The 18,270-nt window shown below is 73.4% G+C and carries 17 protein-coding genes and 1 pseudogene; 7 read left to right on the forward strand and 11 right to left on the reverse strand.

What is annotated here, in order from left to right; all coding sequences use genetic code 11:
* Positions 1-177: 177 nt before the first annotated feature.
* Together GA0070613_RS07240 and GA0070613_RS07245 are read right to left on the reverse strand one after the other, a co-directional pair.
* A complete protein-coding gene (locus GA0070613_RS07240; protein ID WP_089011583.1) occupies positions 178-612 on the reverse strand; it encodes an ATP-binding protein in 435 nt (144 codons plus the stop codon).
* Positions 612-968 (reverse strand): STAS domain-containing protein, encoded by a 357-nt coding sequence (locus GA0070613_RS07245; RefSeq protein WP_089011584.1) that lies wholly within the window; start codon positions 966-968, stop codon positions 612-614. The genes GA0070613_RS07240 and GA0070613_RS07245 overlap by 1 nt, the downstream gene beginning before the upstream one ends.
* A gap of 35 nt (positions 969-1,003) precedes the next feature.
* Here GA0070613_RS07245 and GA0070613_RS07250 point away from each other — a divergent pair, with 35 nt between their 5' ends.
* Both GA0070613_RS07250 and GA0070613_RS07255 read left to right on the forward strand, forming a co-directional pair.
* A complete protein-coding gene (locus tag GA0070613_RS07250; RefSeq protein WP_408630992.1) occupies positions 1,004-3,523 on the forward strand; it encodes a DEAD/DEAH box helicase in 2,520 nt (839 codons plus the stop codon).
* A 170-nt stretch (positions 3,524-3,693) separates the two neighbouring features.
* The gene (locus tag GA0070613_RS07255; protein WP_089011585.1) at positions 3,694-4,272 is read left to right on the forward strand and encodes an LURP-one-related/scramblase family protein; all 579 of its coding nucleotides are present in this window, start codon (positions 3,694-3,696) and stop codon (positions 4,270-4,272) included.
* A gap of 150 nt (positions 4,273-4,422) precedes the next feature.
* Here GA0070613_RS07255 and GA0070613_RS07260 read toward each other — a convergent pair whose 3' ends face one another.
* The 7 genes and pseudogenes from GA0070613_RS07260 to ssd all read right to left on the reverse strand — a co-directional run bounded on the left by GA0070613_RS07260 (position 4,423) and on the right by ssd (position 9,953).
* Positions 4,423-4,785 carry an Rv3654c family TadE-like protein gene (locus GA0070613_RS07260; protein WP_231929702.1) on the reverse strand — a complete coding sequence of 121 codons (363 nt, stop codon included), beginning with the start codon at positions 4,783-4,785 and terminating at the stop codon, positions 4,423-4,425.
* Between the two features lie 20 nt (positions 4,786-4,805).
* A complete protein-coding gene (locus GA0070613_RS07265; protein WP_231929703.1) occupies positions 4,806-5,198 on the reverse strand; it encodes a TadE family type IV pilus minor pilin in 393 nt (130 codons plus the stop codon).
* 185 nt (positions 5,199-5,383) lie between these two features.
* Positions 5,384-5,551: a DUF4244 domain-containing protein gene (locus GA0070613_RS07270; protein WP_076470820.1), complete on the reverse strand. Its 168-nt coding sequence runs from the start codon at positions 5,549-5,551 to the stop codon at positions 5,384-5,386.
* Between the two features lie 22 nt (positions 5,552-5,573).
* A complete protein-coding gene (locus tag GA0070613_RS07275; RefSeq protein ID WP_089015807.1) occupies positions 5,574-6,317 on the reverse strand; it encodes a type II secretion system F family protein in 744 nt (247 codons plus the stop codon).
* Positions 6,317-6,643: pseudogene (locus GA0070613_RS34345) on the reverse strand (hypothetical protein); the annotation flags it as partial. The gene GA0070613_RS07275 and the pseudogene GA0070613_RS34345, both read right to left, overlap by 1 nt.
* A 998-nt stretch (positions 6,644-7,641) precedes the next feature.
* Positions 7,642-8,853 (reverse strand): TadA family conjugal transfer-associated ATPase, encoded by a 1,212-nt coding sequence (locus GA0070613_RS07285; RefSeq protein WP_089011587.1) that lies wholly within the window; start codon positions 8,851-8,853, stop codon positions 7,642-7,644.
* Complete coding sequence (gene ssd / locus GA0070613_RS07290) at positions 8,850-9,953, reverse strand: septum site-determining protein Ssd (protein WP_089011588.1); 1,104 nt, start codon at positions 9,951-9,953, stop codon at positions 8,850-8,852. Before ssd ends, GA0070613_RS07285 begins: the two co-directional genes overlap by 4 nt.
* Before the next feature lie 166 nt (positions 9,954-10,119).
* Here ssd and GA0070613_RS07295 point away from each other — a divergent pair, with 166 nt between their 5' ends.
* Both GA0070613_RS07295 and GA0070613_RS07300 read left to right on the forward strand, forming a co-directional pair.
* Positions 10,120-10,764, forward strand: coding sequence for a class I SAM-dependent DNA methyltransferase (locus tag GA0070613_RS07295; protein WP_089011589.1), 645 nt, complete (start codon positions 10,120-10,122; stop codon positions 10,762-10,764).
* A 666-nt stretch (positions 10,765-11,430) separates the two neighbouring features.
* The gene (locus tag GA0070613_RS07300; protein WP_089011590.1) at positions 11,431-12,612 is read left to right on the forward strand and encodes a low temperature requirement protein A; all 1,182 of its coding nucleotides are present in this window, start codon (positions 11,431-11,433) and stop codon (positions 12,610-12,612) included.
* 333 nt (positions 12,613-12,945) lie between these two features.
* On the opposite strand, the gene GA0070613_RS07305 is transcribed toward GA0070613_RS07300, so the two are convergent.
* Entirely contained in the window at positions 12,946-13,902 is a 957-nt protein-coding gene (locus GA0070613_RS07305) for a sulfotransferase family protein (RefSeq protein ID WP_231929704.1), read from the reverse strand.
* Positions 13,903-14,391: 489 nt separating this feature from the next.
* Here GA0070613_RS07305 and GA0070613_RS07310 point away from each other — a divergent pair, with 489 nt between their 5' ends.
* The 3 genes from GA0070613_RS07310 to GA0070613_RS07320 all read left to right on the forward strand — a co-directional run bounded on the left by GA0070613_RS07310 (position 14,392) and on the right by GA0070613_RS07320 (position 17,177).
* Positions 14,392-15,231, forward strand: a complete 840-nt coding sequence (locus GA0070613_RS07310) for a class I SAM-dependent methyltransferase (RefSeq protein ID WP_089011592.1) — start codon at positions 14,392-14,394, stop codon at positions 15,229-15,231.
* 289 nt (positions 15,232-15,520) lie between these two features.
* Positions 15,521-16,033, forward strand: a complete 513-nt coding sequence (locus GA0070613_RS07315; protein ID WP_231929705.1) for a tyrosine-type recombinase/integrase — start codon at positions 15,521-15,523, stop codon at positions 16,031-16,033.
* Between the two features lie 340 nt (positions 16,034-16,373).
* Positions 16,374-17,177, forward strand: a complete 804-nt coding sequence (locus GA0070613_RS07320) for an HAD family hydrolase (RefSeq protein ID WP_089011593.1) — start codon at positions 16,374-16,376, stop codon at positions 17,175-17,177.
* A 51-nt stretch (positions 17,178-17,228) separates the two neighbouring features.
* On the opposite strand, the gene GA0070613_RS07325 is transcribed toward GA0070613_RS07320, so the two are convergent.
* Positions 17,229-17,975, reverse strand: a complete 747-nt coding sequence (locus GA0070613_RS07325) for a Fic family protein (protein WP_089011594.1) — start codon at positions 17,973-17,975, stop codon at positions 17,229-17,231.
* Between the last annotated feature and the right edge of the window lie 295 nt (positions 17,976-18,270).

The raw sequence follows: 18,270 nt of genomic DNA on the forward strand, positions 1-18,270 counted from the left end.
TTGCTGACAACCCGGGTACTGTAGCCCTCCGCAGTGTTGGAGGTCACACCGAGGGGGCACCCTCTCTCGATGATCTTCGCAACTGTGTTATGAGGAGAAATCTGATATATGGGGCGGCCAGCACGACGAGGCCGCGCTCCCGAGCGGGAACGCGGCCTGCGGGGACGAACTGTCAGGTCAGCGGCCGACCGGCCACACCATCCGGACCTCGGTGCCGATGCCCTCGTCGACCGGGCGGACCTGGAGGTCCTCGACGAAGCCGGCGAGCAGGGCGAAGCCGACGCCGGTGGTCAGCGCGTCCTCGCTGAGCGACTCCTTGGCCAACTCGTCCGGGGGCAGCGCGGCCAGCCCGATGCCGGCCTCGATCGGGGCGCGGTCCACCACCCGCACCGAGTACGCGCCGGAGTCGGACATCTCCACCAGCACCGGGTCGTGCAGGCCGTACTGCCGGTGCAGGGCCACCGCCCGGGTGCACGCCTCACCGATGGCCAGGCGCACCTCGTCGAGCAGGTCCTCGCGTACCCCGGCCCGACGGGCCACCGCGACGCCGACCAGGCGGGCGGTGCGCACGTGCACCGGGGCGGGTGAGAAGGAGAGCTTGACGGTCGCCATCACGCGCCGGCGCCGGTCGGGTCGGCGCTGATCGCCGCGTCGACCGTGGGGTGCAGCGGGAAGACCTGGTCCAGCGCGGTGATCCGGAAGATCTTGAGCAGCGGCTCCTTGTCGCAGACCAGGGCGAACGAACCACCGGCCGAGCGGAGCCGCTTGAGGGCGCCGACCAGCACGCCGAGGCCGGTCGAGTCGAGGAAGTCCACCCGGCCCAGGTCCACCACGACCCGGCGGGCCCCGCCGTCGATCAACTCCAGGAGCCGTTCCCGCAGCCGCGGCGCGGTGTAGACGTCCACCTCACCGCCGACCTCGAGCACCGTGTGCTCCCCCACGGTGCGGGTCGCCAGCGACAGCTCCATCGGTCCTCCTCGTAGACTCTCCTGGGCATCTAACCATCCCGCCCCCGGGCCCCTGCCGGGTCACCGGTGAGCTCCCCCATACCCACGGGCTCGGGTTCCCAATTCCGAACACCAGTGCGAGAGTGCAGGACGTGACTTACGCCACCGTATCTGCAGGCACCGGCCCCGGGCGACCGCCAGCCGAGCTGCTGCGTCGGCTGCGCGCCCGGCACACCGCCGACCCGGTCACCCACGTCGAGCGGGTGCCGGCCCGCGCCGGCGAGCCGGCACCGTGGCCGGCGTGGGCCCCGGAGGAGCTGCGGGCGGCGTTCGCCCGCCGCGGCGTGGTCGCACCCTGGCGGCACCAGGCCGAGGCCGCCGAGCTGGCGTACGCCGGACAGCACGCCGTGGTGGCCACCGGCACCGCGTCCGGCAAGTCGCTGGCGTACCAGCTCCCCGCGTTGAGCACGCTGCTCGCCGACCCGCGCGCCACCGTGCTCTACCTGGCGCCGACCAAGGCACTCGCCGCCGACCAGCTGCGCGCCGTCGCCGGCCTGGAGCTCGACGGGGTACGCCCCGCCTGCTATGACGGGGACACCCCGCGCGCCGAGCGGGAGTGGATCCGCCGGCACTCCCGGTTCGTGCTGACCAACCCGGACATGCTGCACCACGGCATCCTGCCCGGGCACGCGCACTGGTCCGGCTTCCTGCGCCGGCTCGCGTACGTGGTGATCGACGAGTGCCACACCTACCGGGGCGTGTTCGGCTCGCACGTGGCGCACGTGCTGCGCCGGCTGCGCAGACAGTGCGCCCGCTTCGGTCGTACCCCCGTCTTCGTGCTGGCCTCCGCGACGTCGGGCGACCCGGCGACGGCGGCCGGGCGGCTCACCGGCCTGCCGGTGGCCGCCGTCACCGCGGACACCTCGCCGCGCGGCGGGGTGACCTTCGCGCTCTGGGAGCCGCCGCTGCTGCCGTCCTCCCTGGACGCCGTCACGGACGATCTCACGCAGGTCCGCCGGTCGGCGCTGCGCGAGACGGCCGACCTGCTCGCCGACAGCGTCGCCGAAGGAGTACGCACGCTGGCCTTCGTCCGCTCCCGCAAGGGCGCCGAGGTGGTCGCGGCGAACGCCCGACGGTCCCTCGACGAGGCGGTCCCCGGGCTCGGTGACCGGGTGGCCGCCTACCGGGCCGGCTACCTGCGCGAGGAACGGCGCGAGCTGGAACGCGCGCTGCTCCACGGCGACCTGCTCGGGCTCGCCTCCACCAACGCCCTCGAACTCGGCGTCGACCTGGTCGGGCTGGACGCCGTGCTGATCTGCGGCTGGCCGGGCACCCGGGCGTCGCTCTGGCAGCAGGCCGGCCGGGCCGGCCGCTCCGGCGACGAGGCCCTGGCCGTGCTGGTGGCCCGGGACGACCCGCTCGACACCTACCTGGTGCACCACCCGGAGGCGCTGTTCGGGCGGCCGGTCGAGGCGACCGTGCTCGACCCGGCCAACCCGTACGTGCTCGCCCCGCAGCTCGCCTGCGCCGCCGCCGAGGCCCCGCTCACCCCCGCCGACCTGGAGCTGTTCGGCGACGGCGCGAAGGAGGCGGTCGACTCGCTCGTCGAGGCCGGCGCGCTGCGGCAGCGGCCCACCGGCTGGTACTGGCGGCACCGGGAACGCCCCGAGGTCGACCTGCGCGGCGAGGGCGGCGCGCCGGTCTGCGTGGTGGAGGCGCCCACCGGGCGGCTGCTCGGCACCGTCGACGGCGGCTCGTCGCACTTCCTGATCCACCCCGGCGCGGTCTACCTGCACCAGGGCGTCTCGTACGTGGTCGACTCGCTCGACCTGGCCGACGGCTGCGCGCTGGTGCACGCCGAGGAGCCGGACTGGTCCACCCACGCCCGGGACGTCACCTCGCTGTCGGTGGTGTCGGTCCGGTCGTACGTGGACGCCGGGCCGGTCGGGCTCTTCCTCGGCGAGGTGGACGTGACCAGCCAGGTCGTGTCGTACCAGCGGCGCCGGATCGCCTCCGGCGAGGTGATCGACACCCGGCCGCTGGACCTGCCGGCCCGGGAGCTGCGCACCGTCGCGGTCTGGTTCACCGTCTCGCCGGAGTCGCTGGCGTCGGCCGGGGTCGAGGCGGCGGACATCCCGGGGGCGCTGCACGCCGCCGAGCACGCCGCGATCGGGCTGCTGCCGCTGATGGCCACTTGTGACCGCTGGGACATCGGCGGGCTGTCCACCGCCGTGCACCCGGACACCGAGGCGCCCACCGTCTTCGTCTACGACGGGCACCCGGGCGGGGCCGGTTTCGCCGAGCGGGCGTACGGGACGGCGGCGGCCTGGCTCCGGGCCACCCGCGACGCGATCGCCGAGTGCGGCTGCGAGTCGGGGTGCCCGTCCTGCGTGCAGTCCCCGAAGTGCGGTAACGGCAACAACCCGCTGGGCAAGTCGGACGCGGTGAAGGTCCTCGACGTGGTCCTCACCAACCTGCCGCCCGACGGCGACGCCCCGGCCGGCCCGGCCCCAGCCCTCCCGCGCCAGGACGAGCGGGTCCCGGACCGCGCCAGCGCGACGACCGACACGCCCTGACCCGCCGCGCTGGCCAGCCTGGTGCAGGCGGAACGCCTGGAGCAGATCAACGAACGACTGCGCGGCATCCACCAGGTGCTCAGCGGCTGGGCGATGAAGGCGACAAGCGAGGGCGGACGCTGAGGGCCCGGCTGTGCGAGACTCCGGCGTTACCCCTCGAAGGAGATCGCATGCAGCTCGACGCCTTGCAGACCCAGCACCAGTTCTTCATCCGCCAGCGGATCCGGATGATGGTCAACCAGTACGAGGTCCGCGCGGTGGCACCGGACGGCACGGAGGGCGAGCTGCTCGCGTTCGCGCAGCAGAAGCGGCTCGCCTTCAAGGAGCAGGTGACCATCTACACGGACGACTCCAAGCAGTACCCGCTGCTCGGCTTCAAGGCCCGCCAGCGGCTCGACCTCGGCGCCACGTACGACGTGACCGACCACGCCGGCAACCCGATCGGGCTGTTCCGCAAGGACTTCGCCCAGTCGCTGCTGCGCTCGACGTGGCACGTCGAGCAGGCCGGCCTGCCGCAGATCACGGGCCAGGAGCGGAGCCTGCCGGTGGCGCTGCTGCGCCGCTTCGTCGACTCGCTGTCGTGGCTGCCGTACCACTTCGACTTTGTCGCCGGCGGCCAGCCGGTGTTCTCGGTCGTCAAGAAGTGGGGTCTGCGCGACCGGTACGTGGTGGAGATCCAGAACCCGCAGATCGACCGGCGACTCGTCATCGCCATGGCGGTCGGCCTGGACGCCCTCCAGTCCCGCTGAGCCGTCATCGGTCGGGGCGCGGCAGCTCACCGCGCCCCGACCGACCCGGTTGGCAAGTGGCCCGGCCGGTGATGCGACCTGGCCGGCAGGCGGCCCCGCCGGTGATGCGACCCGACCGGTAGGTCGCCTGGATGACCGGGCCTGGGCCGGTCAGCCTCGGATCGGGCCGGCCCGGGAGGTCGCGGTGGTGGTGCGGGTCAGCCAGGGCAGCGGCGTGACCGTGACCTCCGCCGTGACCAGCACGTCCAGGCCATTGAGGCGGCAGGCGGAGAGCCGTGCGGCGTTGGCGCCGACCAGTTCCCCGGCCGCCCCGCAGGCCGCCACCTCGCCGTCGAGCGCCCGACCGGCGCCGGCGAGCGCCCCGAAGTCCGCCGCGACCCGGGCCTGCTGCCGGGCCGTCCGGGCGGCGCCGAGTGCCGCGCCGAACAGGCCTACCAGCACGAAGACCAGCCCCACAGCGAGCAGGCAGACCGTGGCGCCGCCCCGGTCCGTTGCCGCGCTGGCCCGGTTCACCCGGAGCCCGCTTCCCGGCCTCACGGTCGTGGTGCCGGGGCGCCGGGTTCGACGGCGGCGACCGCGGTGGCGGAGACCGTGAGCCGGGGCAGCCGCGCCCCCAGGGTGCGGACCGGCACGCGGACCGTGGCGGTGACACGGTCACCGGTGACGGTGACCGCGACGTCGGCGCCGGGCGGCGCGTACCGCGTACCGGTGGCCGTTCCGTTCTCGCCCCGGGAGGCGGCGAGCGCCGCCTCCCGGGCCGCGCCCAGGCAACCGCCCCTCGTGGTCACCGCATTGACCGCGGTGAGGCCGGTGAGGAGCAGCAGGACCAGCGCCGGCAGGCCGGCCGCCAACTCGGCGGTGAACGAGCCACGGTCCGACCCGACCGTCAGCTCGCCGGCCGACGAACGGTGGTCGGACCCCGCCACCGGACGCGCGGCGCGAGAGCCAGACCCACGGCCGGACGTCGCCCGCGAACCGGGGCGACGGTCGGACGCGGTCGCCAGCGAGTAAGGCTCACCGTCCAGCGCCGCTCGCGAGCCACGGTCAACGGCTCCGCTCGGCGCCAGGAGGCTGCCCGAGCCACGGTGGTGGCCGGCCGGCCGGCGCCCGGTCACTTCAGTGCCCGGTCGATGACGGCGGTGAGCGCGGACTGCACGTTGCCGGACGTGAGCACCTTGAGCAGGATGCCGGCGAAGGCCACCGCGGCGAGGGTGCCCACGGCGTACTCGGCGGTGTTCATCCCGGCGTCGCCGCGCAGGCGGGCGAGGAGTTTCCGCATGTCGTTTCCCTTCCTCTTAGGGTCAGAGCACGTCGCCGAGGACGGCGACGATCACCGGCACCAGACCGGCGAGAATGAAGGCGGGCAGGAAGCAGAGCCCCAGCGGCAGCACGATGAGCACGCCCGCCCGGCGGGCCGCCGCCTCGGCCGCGGTGGAACGGTCGGCCCGCAGGTCATCGGCGAGACGGGTGAGCGCGCCGGCCAGTGCCGCGCCGCTGTTCGACGAGCGGAGCGCGGCGGCCACCAGGCGCTCCGCGCCGGGGACGGGCAGCAGCTGCGACCAGGCCTCCGCGGGCTCGCCACCGAGCAGCAGCGTCCGGCCGACCCGCCCGAGCCGGTCGGCCATCGGCCCGCCCAGCGCCTCGGCGACCGCCAGCACCGAGCGGTCGACCGGCGCTCCGGCGCGGAGGGCCGCCGCGAGCAGGTCGGCGGCGAGCGGCAGGTCGGCGATCTCGCGTAGTCGGCGGTCCCGGGCGGCTCGCGGCTCGATCCGGCGGAGCAGGCGATCCGCCGCGACCGCGACCAGCACCCCGACGAGCAGGCCCGCCCAGCCGCCGACGACGATCGCGGCCGCGACTCCGGCCAGCCCGGCGCCGAGCCGGACGCGGTCCGGCCACCAGAACGGCCGCGTCCGTTCGGCCCCGCCCTCCGACGATCGGCCCAGCCAGCGGAGACGCCGGCCTGGTCGGACGGCCGGCGAGCCGGCCACGATCACGAGCAGCGCCGCCCCGACCAGGCAGGCCGCCGCGAACGCCTGCCGGGGCATCAGCCGGCCCGCCCCGGGGCCGCGCCGAGCCGTTCCGCCCACAGCAGGCCGCCGATCTGCAGCGCGACGGCCGCGACCGCGCTGGCGCCACCGACCGGCGTGCGCAGCAGCACCGCGACGGGGTCCACCCCGATGGCGTAGCCGAGCCCGATGCCGCCGAGCGGCAGCGCGGCGAGCAGCCAGGCGGTGGCCCGCGCGCCGGCGGCCTGGGCGGCAGCCGCAGCGAGCCCACGGTCGGCCGCGCGGGCATCGGCCTCGATCCGTTCCAGCAGTTCGGCGAGGGGAGCGCCGGTGCGGTCGGCCAGCCGCACGGCGGCCCGGGCGAGCTCGGCGACCCGCTCCGGCCGGTCGAGGACCGTGCCTCCCGGCGACCGGGTGCGCCCACCGCCGTCGGCTGCGGAGCGATGACCGGCGCTGCCGGTCTCGCCATCGGCAGGGGCGGACGCCGGGCCCTCCACCGGAGGCGGCGGGCCCACAACCAGGTCCCCGTCCGCGAGTAGCCGCCCGGACGCCGCAAGCACCGATCCATCGAGCGTCGACGGCGCGGGCACCGGACCGCCGAGCGCCGGCTGCCCGGGCAACGTCTCGCCGAGCGTCGACCGCCCGGGCACCAGACCGCCGAACGTCAAGGCTGCCGTCGCCGAACCGCCGAACGTCACGGGCCCCGACGCCGCACCGCCGAGCGCGGCCGTTACCGGCAACCCGGCCCGTAGGTCGGCGGCGAGGCCGCCGAGCTGGTCCAGACTCTGCCGCCGGGCCCGCTGCGCGTGCCGTCCGGCATGACGCCGCAGGACCGCACGCATCCCCAGCGCGCCGTAGGCGGCGAGAACCACCGCGGCCACCGGGCCGGCCACCCCGGCACCGATCCCGCCGCCCACCACGGCGGCCAGCAGCACCGTTCGTCCCGGCGCGGATGCCCCGACCCCGCCGAGAGGGAGCCCGTCCCGAGCTGTGGCCGATCGGACCGCCGCCCGCCGGACGGGCGTCGCGGCGTGGCGGAGGTCGTCGGGAAGCGCGGCACCGGCCGGACGGCGCGGGTCTCTGCGACCCGGCGGCCTGGTCGGGAACGACCGCCCGACGACCGGCGCCCGGGCACCGCGACGAACCACCGCGGTGCCCGTCGGCAGCCGCCCCCGGTTCGACCGGAACCCCGCGAGGAGGGAGGCCGGAGCGTGCGTCGCACCCATTGTCGGCGAGCCACCGGGAGCCGACCGGGACGGCGAGCCGAAGACGGCGCGGCGCCGAGCCCGACCGCTGCGCAGCGGCCACACCACCACCGCCGCGGCCGTTACCAGGAACGCGGTCACCAGCCAGGCCGGGCCGGTCACGAGGGGCCCGCCGAGCCCGGCCAGACCGCACAGAGGATCGGCGGTACGTCGACCCCACGCTCCCGCAGCAGCGCCCCGAGCGCCCGAGCGGCGAGACCGAGGCCGCGACCGCGTACCCAGGCCGGCACCACGGTGACGAGCCGGTCCGGCCCCTCGGGCACCAGCAGGCTGATCGACTCCAGCAGGCGGCCGTCGCTGCCGCGACGGACCTGGAGCAGCACCTGCAGCGCCGCCGCGACCTGGGCGTGCAGCGCGGCCCGGGGCAGGCCGCCCAGCAGCCCGAGCGCCTCCAGCCGGGCCGGTACGTCCGTGGGGGCGTTGGCGTGCAGCGTCCCCGCCCCGCCGTCGTGGCCGGTGTTCAGGGCGGCGAGCAGGTCGACCACCTCGCCGCCCCGGCACTCGCCCACCACCAGCCGGTCCGGGCGCATCCGCAACGCCTGCCGGACCAGGTCGCTCAGCCCGACCGCGCCCGTGCCCTCCACGTTCGAGGTGCGGGCCTGGAGGCCGATCACGTGCGGGTGCACCGGGCGCAGCTCGGCGGCGTCCTCGACGAGCACGATCCGCTCCGTCGCCGGCACCAGCCCGAGCAGCGTGTTGAGCAGCGTGGTCTTGCCCGAACCGGTGCCACCGGTCACCAGGTACGCCAGCCGGGCCGCCACGACGGCGGCGAGCAACGGCGCCACCGGTCGGGGCACGGTGCCCTGCCGGACCAGTTCCTCGAGGGTGAACGGCCGTTGCCGGAAGGTCCGCAGGGAGAGGTACGGCCCGTCGGTCGCCACCGGCGGCAGCACGGCGTGCAGCCGGGTGCCGTCGGGCAGTCGGGCGTCCGCGTACGGGGAGGCGTCGTCGAGCCGGCGGCCGGCCGCCGCGGTGAGGCGCTGCGCGAGCCGGCGTACGTCCTCGACGGAGCCGATCGGCACCGCCACCTGGCGCAGCCCCAGCCCCCGGTCGACCCAGACCCGGGTGCCGTTCACCAGCACGTCGGTCACCTGCGGGTCGACCAGCAACGGGGCGAGCGGGCCGGCGCCGACCAGGTCGTCGTGCACCCGATCGGCGATGCGCAGCAGGGCGGTGTCGCCGAGCACGGCGGCGCTCGGCTCGGCACGTACGGCGGAGACGATGGCGGCGGGGGTGACCGGGGTGGCCGCGGCGGCGAACCTGCGCCGGACGCGGGCCGCCAGCTCTCCGGAGTCGACGGGGCCGGTCATGCCGCACCGGTGACCGGCACGCCGGTCAGCTCGCCGACGATCCGCTGGCAGAGCGCGGCGAGCGGCCCCTTCCCGCCCGCCGCGGGTGCCTCACCCCGCTCCAGCCCCCGGCAGAGCCCGGGCTCGGGGCGGAGGGTGCCGGCGAGCGGCAGGCCGAGCGCCCGGGCCACCTCGGTGGCCTTGAGCCGGCCCGGGGCTGGGCCGCGCACGATCAGCGCCAGGTCGGCGCAGTGCGGGGCGGCCGTGGCGACCACCCGGGCCGCGGCGGCGGTGGCCCGCAGCTCGGCCGGTACGACCACCAGGGCCCGATCTGCCGCCTGCAACGCCACAACCGACGCGTCGTCCAGCTGCCGGGGCAGGTCGACGACCACGACATCCCGGCCCCGGCGGGCGGCGTCGACCGTGGCGGCCATCGCCTCGGCGGGCAGGTGCAGCGGGTCGCCGCGATCCCAGGAGAGCACGACCAGGTCGCCCCGGCTGGGCAGGGCCCGGACGAGCGAGGGTGGGTCGACCCGTCCGTCGGTGCCGGTGAGCCCGGGCCAGCGCAGGCCCTCCAGCTGTTCCCAGCCGAGCACCAGGTCGAGCCCGCCGCCCAGCGGGTCGGCGTCCACCAGGAGGGTGCGCAGCCGAGCCCGGGCGGCGGTGACGGCGAGGCCGCCGGCGAGCACGCTGGCACCCGCGCCGCCCCGCCCGCCGAGCACCGCGAGGATCCGTGCCGCGCCGCCGGTGGCCGGGCCCAGCGCGCACTCGGCGAACCGGTCGACCAGCCACGGCTCGGCGGCGGGCAGCGTGGCCACATGCTCGGCCCCGATCAGCTCGGCGATCTCCGCGCCCGGGTCGAGGTGACCGGAGCGACCCACCAGCACCGTCCGGGACCGGCGTGGCAGCCGGGCCCGCAGGCAGGCCTGAGCCTGGTCACTGCCGACCAGCACGAGCGGGGCCGGCAGCCAGCGGGCGCGGGCGGCGGCGGGGTCGGCGGCGAGTTCGACCTCGGTGCCACCCGCCGCGGCGAGCCGGAGCAGCTCGTCGAGCAGGTCGCCGTCGGCGGTGACCAGCAGGGGAAGGCGGCGGTGCGGTGGGAGCGGGGTACGGGGCGGCATGGCGGCCTCCAGCGGTCGGGCTCGAACGTGCTGCCGTCGAGCCTGCCGCCGACCGGACCGGTCCGGAGCCCCAGGCCGGTCGCCTGTGGACAACTTCGACCGCTGTGGACAACGCCCGCGACAGATCTGGATCTGCTATGGCGCGTCGAGTCACTACCCTTCAGGGATGAGCGATCAAGGTTGGTTGGCTGACACCCGGACCTCCTATGACACGGTCGCGGTCAGCTATGCCGACCAGGTGCGCGACGCTCTCGCGGTCGAGCCCTACCTAAGAGGGAGTCTGGCGTTGTTCGCCGACCTGGTTCACGCCGCCGGCGGCGGGTCGGTGGCGGACGTGGGCTACGGACCAGGACACGTCACCGCCCACCTGCGCAAGTTGGGCGTCGACGCCTTTGGCATCGACCTTTCACCCGCGATGGTCGACGTGGCCCGGCGTGACCACCCCGGCCTGCGGTTCGAGGTGGGCTCGATGACGGACCTGGACCTCGCCGACGCCTCGGTTGCCGGCCTGCTCGCCTTCTGGTCGCTGATCCACGTCCCCGACGACGCGGTCTCCAGGGTTTTCGGCCACTTCCGGCGAGCGTTGCGTCCCGGCGGACCGCTGCTGCTCGGCGTTCACGTCGGCGACGGATCGCGGCTGAAAACACAGGGCTACGGTGGCCACCCGATGAGGGTCTACGTCCACCGCCGTCAGCCTGGCCAAGTGGCAGCCTGGCTGCGCGACGCCGGATTCACCGTCGAGGCTCAGATGCTGCTCGATCTGGACGAGAGCGTTCCAGGGGCCGTCCTCTTCGCGCGCCGCCAGCCCTAGCTGCAGGGCGGGATGGACTATCGCAACCACCGACGGACCGCGGGCCGCCGGCGCAGCCCCGGCCATCCTGGAGCCGGGGCGCCCCCGCCGGAGGCGCAGTAACCGCAACCCGGCGACCCCCACCAGGCCGCCGGCGCAGTCGGCGTGCGCGCCCCCACGCCGCACGGGTCCTGGCGGCGCGGCCCGGCCGGCTGCCGGTCTACCGCCTCACCAATCAACAGTCTGTCGTGCTGCGGCGGCCCTCCGGGCTTTCCGCTTTCCGCGCCAGCCGCCGGGCGTTCTGCGTGGCTGGAGCGGAGCGGCAGCGGAGTGCAGGCCGCGCGCCCAGGCGACGGCGCGTGCGGCCGCTCAGGGCCTCCTTGAAGACGCTCAGAAACTTTGAACGCTGGCAGCCGGCTGTCCGGTCTCAGGACCTGCGTGACATATCGGCATCAGGACCTGGGTGACACTCCGCCCTCCGTAGCACTGGCCGACGCTTGGCCAAGGTCGACGAGCTAATCCGAACCCGCGGCGACGGATGGAAGGAACTCATCGGCCTCGACCGTCGCCCGTCCGTGTAACGCGGGCCGCTCGATCCAGTCCACGGCAGCACGTCCGCGGTCACCGCCGCTGCCGTATGCCAGAATGCCCCCAACCTGGAGCAGAGCTGGCAGAACGGGCAAGCCGATGACGACGAGCAGAGCAGCCAAGCTGCTGCGGAAAGCCGAGGACCCGCAGCGGGAGACGTTCCTGGAACTCTTCTCCGACCTGGTGCTTGTCGTCGCGCTCGCTCAGCTCTCGCGCGGCCTGGCCGAGGATCTCGGGTGGAGCGGTGCCTTCCGGACGCTGGTGCTGTTGGGGGCCATGTGGTGGGTCTGGTCCAGCACCGCGTGGCTAACCGACCGGACGGACCCGCAACAACCGGCAATCCAGGCACTGGTCATCGCGACCATGGTCGGCACCCTGGTGATGGCGGCCGCGGTGCCCGAGGCATTCGGCGACACGGGCCTGATCTTCGCGGGCGCCTACGTCGCCATCCAGCTCGGCCGCGGGCTCGTCCTCGTGGCCTTTCTGCGTGGCCACGAGCTGCAGCGCATCGGCGTGCGCGGGCTGTTCTGGTACGGCCTGTCGGCGCTGCCGTGGATCGCGGGGGCGCTCGTGCACGGTACGGCGCGTGGCGCGTTGTGGGCACTCGCGGTGGTCCTTGACCACACGGCAGGCAGAATCGGCTTCCCCACCCCGGGGGCGGGCCGTACGCCCGGCCAAGACCTTGTGATCTCGGGCGAGCACATTGCCGAGCGCCACCGGCAGCTCTTCATCATCGCGCTCGGCGAGCTGATCCTGGTTACCGGACTGGCGCTGAGCAGCAGCGGCTTCGCGCCTGATGAAACCGCAGCGTTCGCAGTGTCGATCGCGACCACCGTGCTGCTGTGGCGGATCTACATCTACCGCTCTGGGCAAGTCCTGGCGGAAGCGATTGCCGTGTCCGCCGACCCGATCCGCCTCGCCCGATCGACGTCATACGCCCACCTGACCATGGTGGCCGGCGTGGTCGCTGCAGCCGTCGGCGCCGAACTTGTCATCGCCCATCCACTCGGGCACACCCCACCGGCCTGGATCGCCGTCATCCTCGGCGGACCCGCGCTGTACCTGGCCGGGCGCGCCCGCTTCGAGCACGCGGTATTCGGCCGCGTGTCCCGGTCCCGACTGATCGGCGTCCTTGCCCTGGCCGCCCTGACACCGGCGATGCTCCCCCTGCCGCCAGTCGTGGTCGCCGCCGCTGCTGCCCTCGTCCTGACCGGGATCGCCATATCCGACGCAGCCCGCGCCCGCAGACGCCCGCCCGAGCCGCCGTCACCACCTCGCTAGCCGGACGTGTCACCCATGTCTTGAGACTGTTCTGTCACGCAGGTCCTGAGACCCGACAACGCCGGCAGCCGGCTTGTCCTGTCACGGGACATGCTTGACGCTCGCGGCCCACCTGATGCCCGTCATGATCCTCAAGAGGAGCCGCGGAGGCCCTCACGGACCGCGACAGGGGCGCGCATCGCGGCAGAAGCGTGCACCCGCCCATAAGCGCGGGCTCAAAAGACGGCCGGAAAGTTTGGAACGAGTGGTCTGCGATGCGGTTCGGCTGAAGCAGCGTTTACCGGGCGTTCGAGGGGCGCGACGCGGCGTCGTCAAGGTGGAGAGCCAGAGCCGTCACTCATATCCCATGGCCGGGATGACCTTGCCGAGTGCTTCTTCGATGAACTCGCGGGTTTCGTCGTCGAATTGGTCGTTGCGGTTCGTCAGCTTGTGCGACTGAAACGTTGAAGGGGTGGCGAAATCGTCGACGTCGAGCCGTTCGAACAGGGCTCGGCGCTGCCCGGGCCAGTCGGCTGCGAGATCTTCTGCTTTCACCTCGATGTATCGCCTGCCCGTCAGGTCAACCGTGTTCTTCCAGGTGAGCCATCGGTGGTAGACCGGCTTGAGGTAGGCGAGCGCGCCGTCGACGGTGGGCGGTGCCCATGGCTGGGCCAGGTGGGATGCGAGCACTGAGACCGGGTGACGCTTGATGTGCACGATGGTCGCTTCGGGGACCAGTTCCCAGAGGAACTCCATGCACAGCAGGTTGAACGGTGTCTTCTCGCACCAGGTCGGCTTGCCCGCGTCGGCGGCTGCTCCGCCGAACATGGTGTCGATCAGGCCCCGCAAGATTCCGAGCAGTTCGCCCCGGTCGCTGAAATACCTGGGAAGTACCCGCCGGCGGCTCAGCGGCTCGAACGGCCCGGCAGGCCGGTCGGCGTTCCCGAAGCCTTCCGCGGGCGCAGGTTCGTCGTATGTGTACGCGATCAACTGCGGCCAGAGCTGTTGCACCGCGTCCCGGTAGCGCCGCTCGCCGACCAGCTCGGGAACGGTTTTGCCGCGATCGTCGCGCCGGCCGGGCACTCGTACGGTGAGGAAGTCGCTCAGCCGGTGCAGGGCGTCCTCACCGACGGTGGGGTCGTATCGATCGGTGAGCGCGTCGGCCAGGTCCCGCAGGCCACCCGGGTCGATGAGAAACCGGGTCTCCATGGGAATCCGATGGATCAGCGGATGTTCGCCGATGATGTCGGCGATCCGTGACGTTCCCGAACGACCCGTACCCGCAACGAAGATCGGTGAGGGGAAAGCCATGGCGAGCAGTCAAACTCTCAGCCAGGCGCCTGTGCAAGCCATTTATCCCCTTCACCCGCTGCTACGGGCCGGACCCGCACCCGCCACGCCGAGTGCGTGCCGGACGGCCGCCTCCAACAAGCGAGCAACGAATTATCGAAGCTTCCCAACGCGCCGCATCCCTCACACACTGATGCACTGATCTCGGCATGTCCGGACACTCCGAGGGCTGCTGCCGGGTGGTCACGCTCCGCAGCGCGCGGATCGCGGCAGAAGAGCACACCTGATCTTGGACTAGGCAACGTTGCAGGGGTCGCTTTCTGACGCCGGATCTACGTAGCCATTGATCTAGGCGGCCGGTCACCTCGGCACGGGCCCAATGGCCATGCGGCGGCGTGGATGGCATGTCGCCGATCGGACAAGGATCATCCCTCTATGGATCATCGAGTTCGTCGATTCTGGCAAGGGAGGAACGCGCTACGAAGCCGAATCTGTTCTGGAGGAGCTGTCATGAGCGACGTAATCGATGCGGCCGAGGCCGACCGCGCCCTCAAAGCCAAACACCGTGCTATGTGGGCCCTCGGCGACTACCCCGCCGTGGCCACGGAAATGATTGCGACGTTAGGTCCGATCCTCGTGGACAGCTGCGACGTACTTCCCGGCGACCGCGTCCTGGACGTGGCCGCGGGAACGGGTAACGCCGCCATCCCCGCGGCGCTCGCCGGCGCCGACGTGGTGGCCTGCGACCTCACACCCGAGCTGCTCGACACCGGCCGGCGCCAGGCCGAGCGGGCAGGCGCCAAACTCGAGTGGCGTCAGGCCGACGCCGAGGCGCTGCCGTTCCCCGACGGCGAGTTCGACAGGGTGCTGTCCTGCGTCGGGGTCATGTTCGCACCTCATCACCAGGCGAGCGCGGACGAGCTGGTCCGCGTCTGCCGTCCGGGGGGAACCATCGGCCTGCTGAGCTGGACGCCGGAGGGCTTCATCGGCCAGATGTTCGCGACGATGAAGCCGTACGCCGCTCCACCCCCGCCCGGCGCCCAGCCCCCGCCGCTTTGGGGCAGCCCGGACCACGTTCGCTCACTGCTCGGCGATCGGGTAACCGATGTCGCTGCGCGCCGACAGACAGTGAGGATCGACCGCTTCCCGACACCGGAGGCGTTCCGCGACTACTTCAAGTCCAAGTACGGCCCAACCATCGCGGTGTACAAGGGCATCGCCGAGGATCCCGAAATGGTTGCCGCGCTGGACCGCGATCTCGCCGATCTCGCGCAGCGCCACGATCAAGGCACCAAAACCACCGTCATGGACTGGGAGTACCTGCTGCTCACCGCCCGCAAACGGATCTAGCGACGCCGACCGGACGCATCAGCCGAGGAGGAAATTGCGTTTCGGCTGTCGCGTCTCGCCGGTCTACCCCTCGCCAAGTCCGACGGGTCGGCCGAATTTGCGGCGTGGCGGACCCAGTCTTGTCCAGCTAGCAACCGGCCGGGCCGCGCCCATGAGGCATCCGGAGCGCGCCATCGCACTCACATCGGCTATGTATGCAGCTGGGTCAGCCGGCTGCAACGCGCAGTCGTCCGAGCCGGTGCTCCCAGCCGGCGCGGTGGATGCCGATGAGAGTGGATGGCAGGCCGCGGTGCGTGAGTACGACCGTCGTGTCGTCGCCGTCAGGGGTCTCGTCTTTCGTGACCGGGTCGGGCGCCCGCTGCGCCGGTCGAACTTCCGCCGCCGGGTCTGGCTGCCTTCGCTGGTCCGCGCTGGCCTGCTCGGCCAGGTCGCCAATACCGGCCCGCACCGGTACCGCGCTGGCTGGCCCGACCGGGAGGGCGTCGAGTGGTCAGCCGAGTTCACCACCGAGCGGGAAGCGGTCGCATTCGTGGCGGCCAAGGCCGTAGGCGGGATGCGCTTCCACGACCTGCGGCACGCGTATGCCACATGGCTGGTCACCGACGGCGTTCCGATCAACCTGGTGCAGCGGGTGATGGGCCACGAGCAGGCGTCCACGACGCTCAACCGTTATACGCACACCCCGGACGACTATGCGGCCCGCGTCCTGGCGGCCTTCGACAGCTCCGCTGCCTCTTTGCTGCCTCCCGCCCGGGAAACGCCCCCGGAAAGCACCCTCGACGGGGACGGACAGGACCTGTGACCTGCGGCGGAGTGCTCAGCCGGAGAAGGGACGACCCCCGTCGGGGGGAGACGGGGGTCGTCGGAGGTTCGGCTCCGGGGGGGTTGAGCCGAACCCACTCAGCGGTCACGGGGGGTGCAACCGCCGAGGGCTTCCAGGGGACGAGACGTGAACTCTCGTCGCGAGCACAAGCATGCCGCAATGGACCGGTATACGTCGAGTGGCGTGCGCTCCACCCACCGCCGATTTGTGTTCGGAGAGTGTGACTGTCGTCACTCTCGGCAGAGGTGCGAGCGCCCGTGCCGACGGGGAGGCCCCGGGCACCCGTCGGCGGCGGACCGTCGGGCTACACTTTCGCGCCGTGGGCCGAAGCGCCGCTTTCTTCGATCTGGACAAGACCGTCATCGCCAAGTCGAGCGCCCTGGCGTTCGGTCGGCCGTTCTACCGGGACGGCCTGATCACCCGGCGAGACGTGGTCAAGTCGGCGTACGCGCAGCTGATGTTCCGGCTGGGCGGCACCGACGAGCAGACCATGGCCCGGACCCGGGACTACCTGGCCACGCTCTGCAAGGGCTGGCAGGTGGAACAGGTCCGCCAGATCGTCGCGGAGACGCTCCACGACCTGATCAACCCCTACGTGTACGCCGAGGCGGCCGCCCTCATCGAGGAGCACCAGGCCGCCGGGCGGGACGTCGTGCTGGTCTCCGCCTCCGGCGAGGAGATGGTCCGCCCGATCGGTGCGCTGCTCGGGGTGACCGATGTGATCGCCACCCGGATGGCGGTCGAGGACGGCCGGTACAGCGGCGAGGTCGAGTTCTACGCGGCCGGCCCGAGCAAGGTCGACGCGGTCGGCGAGCTGGCCACGGAGCGCGGCTACGACCTGGCCGACTCGTACGCCTACTCCGACTCGTACAGTGACCGGCCGCTGTTGGAGTGCGTCGGGCATCCCAGCGTCGTCAACCCGGACCGGGCGCTGCGCAAGCTGGCGGTGGAGAACTCCTGGCCGGTCCTGGAGTTCCGGCACCCGGTCCCGCTGGGTCGGCGGCTGCGCGAGCGGCCCGCCGTGCCGGTCGCCGCGGCGGCGCTCGGCGTCGGCGTCGGGGTGGCCATCGGCATCGCCTGGTACGGCCGGCACCGCCGCGGCAAGGTCACCCCGGTCGCCTGACCGGAGGCACCCACCGCCGGGAAAGTCGCGGAAACGGCGGCGGCGGGCGGATCAGGACGCGGCGAGCACCTCGTCGCCGATGAGCTCGATCTGGGCGGCGCCGACCTCCACTGCCGTCAGGTAGTGGCGGAGCCAGGAGCGGAGCCCGTCCGGGGTGCCGGTGGCGAAGGCGCCGGCCGCTCCGACGTACTCCGGTTCCCGCTCCTGGTGGCCGACGTCGACGGCGACCAGCCCGCGCGGGTCGAAGCCGGTGGAGAGCAGCACCAGCCGGGCGGCGGCCCGGGCCACCACCCCGGACGGCCCGGCGAAGGGGCGCAGGTTCAGCAGCTCGCCGTGCACGACGGCGGCGAGCACCAGCGGGGAGACCTTCGTGCCACCGGCGACCAGGCCGGCCAGCCCGTCGAGGCGTGCCGCGACCACCGGGTCGGCGACCGGCCGGCCCAGCTCGGGCTCCGCCACGACGTCGCGGGCGGCGAGGACGTGCAGCTTGGCGAGGGCCTGGCGCGGCGCCTTCGGCCAGAGTTCGCTCAGCCCCGGCAGCGCCCCGGCGACCCGCAGCGCGCCCTGGAGCACGGGGTCGGTGACCGTGCCGGCCCGGACCGCCTCGCGCTCGTGCGTACGCCCCTCGAGTGCGGCGCTGGCCACCGCGGACCGGAGGCTGACCTCGGCCGCGACCTGGCCGCCGTGCCGGCGCAGCGCGCGGTGGCGGTGCGCCTGGTCGACCCGGTCGCGGGCGCGCTCGACGGCGGGCGCGATGTCGGCGAGCGCGAGCAGCGGGGCGAGCGGATCGGTGGTCACCCCGCCACGCTAGCGACCCGGACGCCGGGCCCCACCGCCAGCCGCGGAGAACGCGACGCGAACCACCCCTCAGATCGCCATGCTGCGCGCCCTGCCACCCGCGGGCGGCGGCGCTGCCGGCGGTGGGAGGGGACTGCTTCTCCTCGGAGGCGTCAACACGGGGCACGGCCCTGCATCTCGGCGCGTGCCGGAAGCCGCTGGGCGCGCCACGGCTGCCCGGGCTGTCGCGGGCGCGCGGCGCCGCGACTAACCTCAGCCGGTAGGAGACGCAGGTCACGCGACGAAGGAGTCACCG

The sequence above is a fragment of the Micromonospora inositola genome (genome assembly GCF_900090285.1).
Classification (GTDB): domain Bacteria; phylum Actinomycetota; class Actinomycetes; order Mycobacteriales; family Micromonosporaceae; genus Micromonospora; species Micromonospora inositola.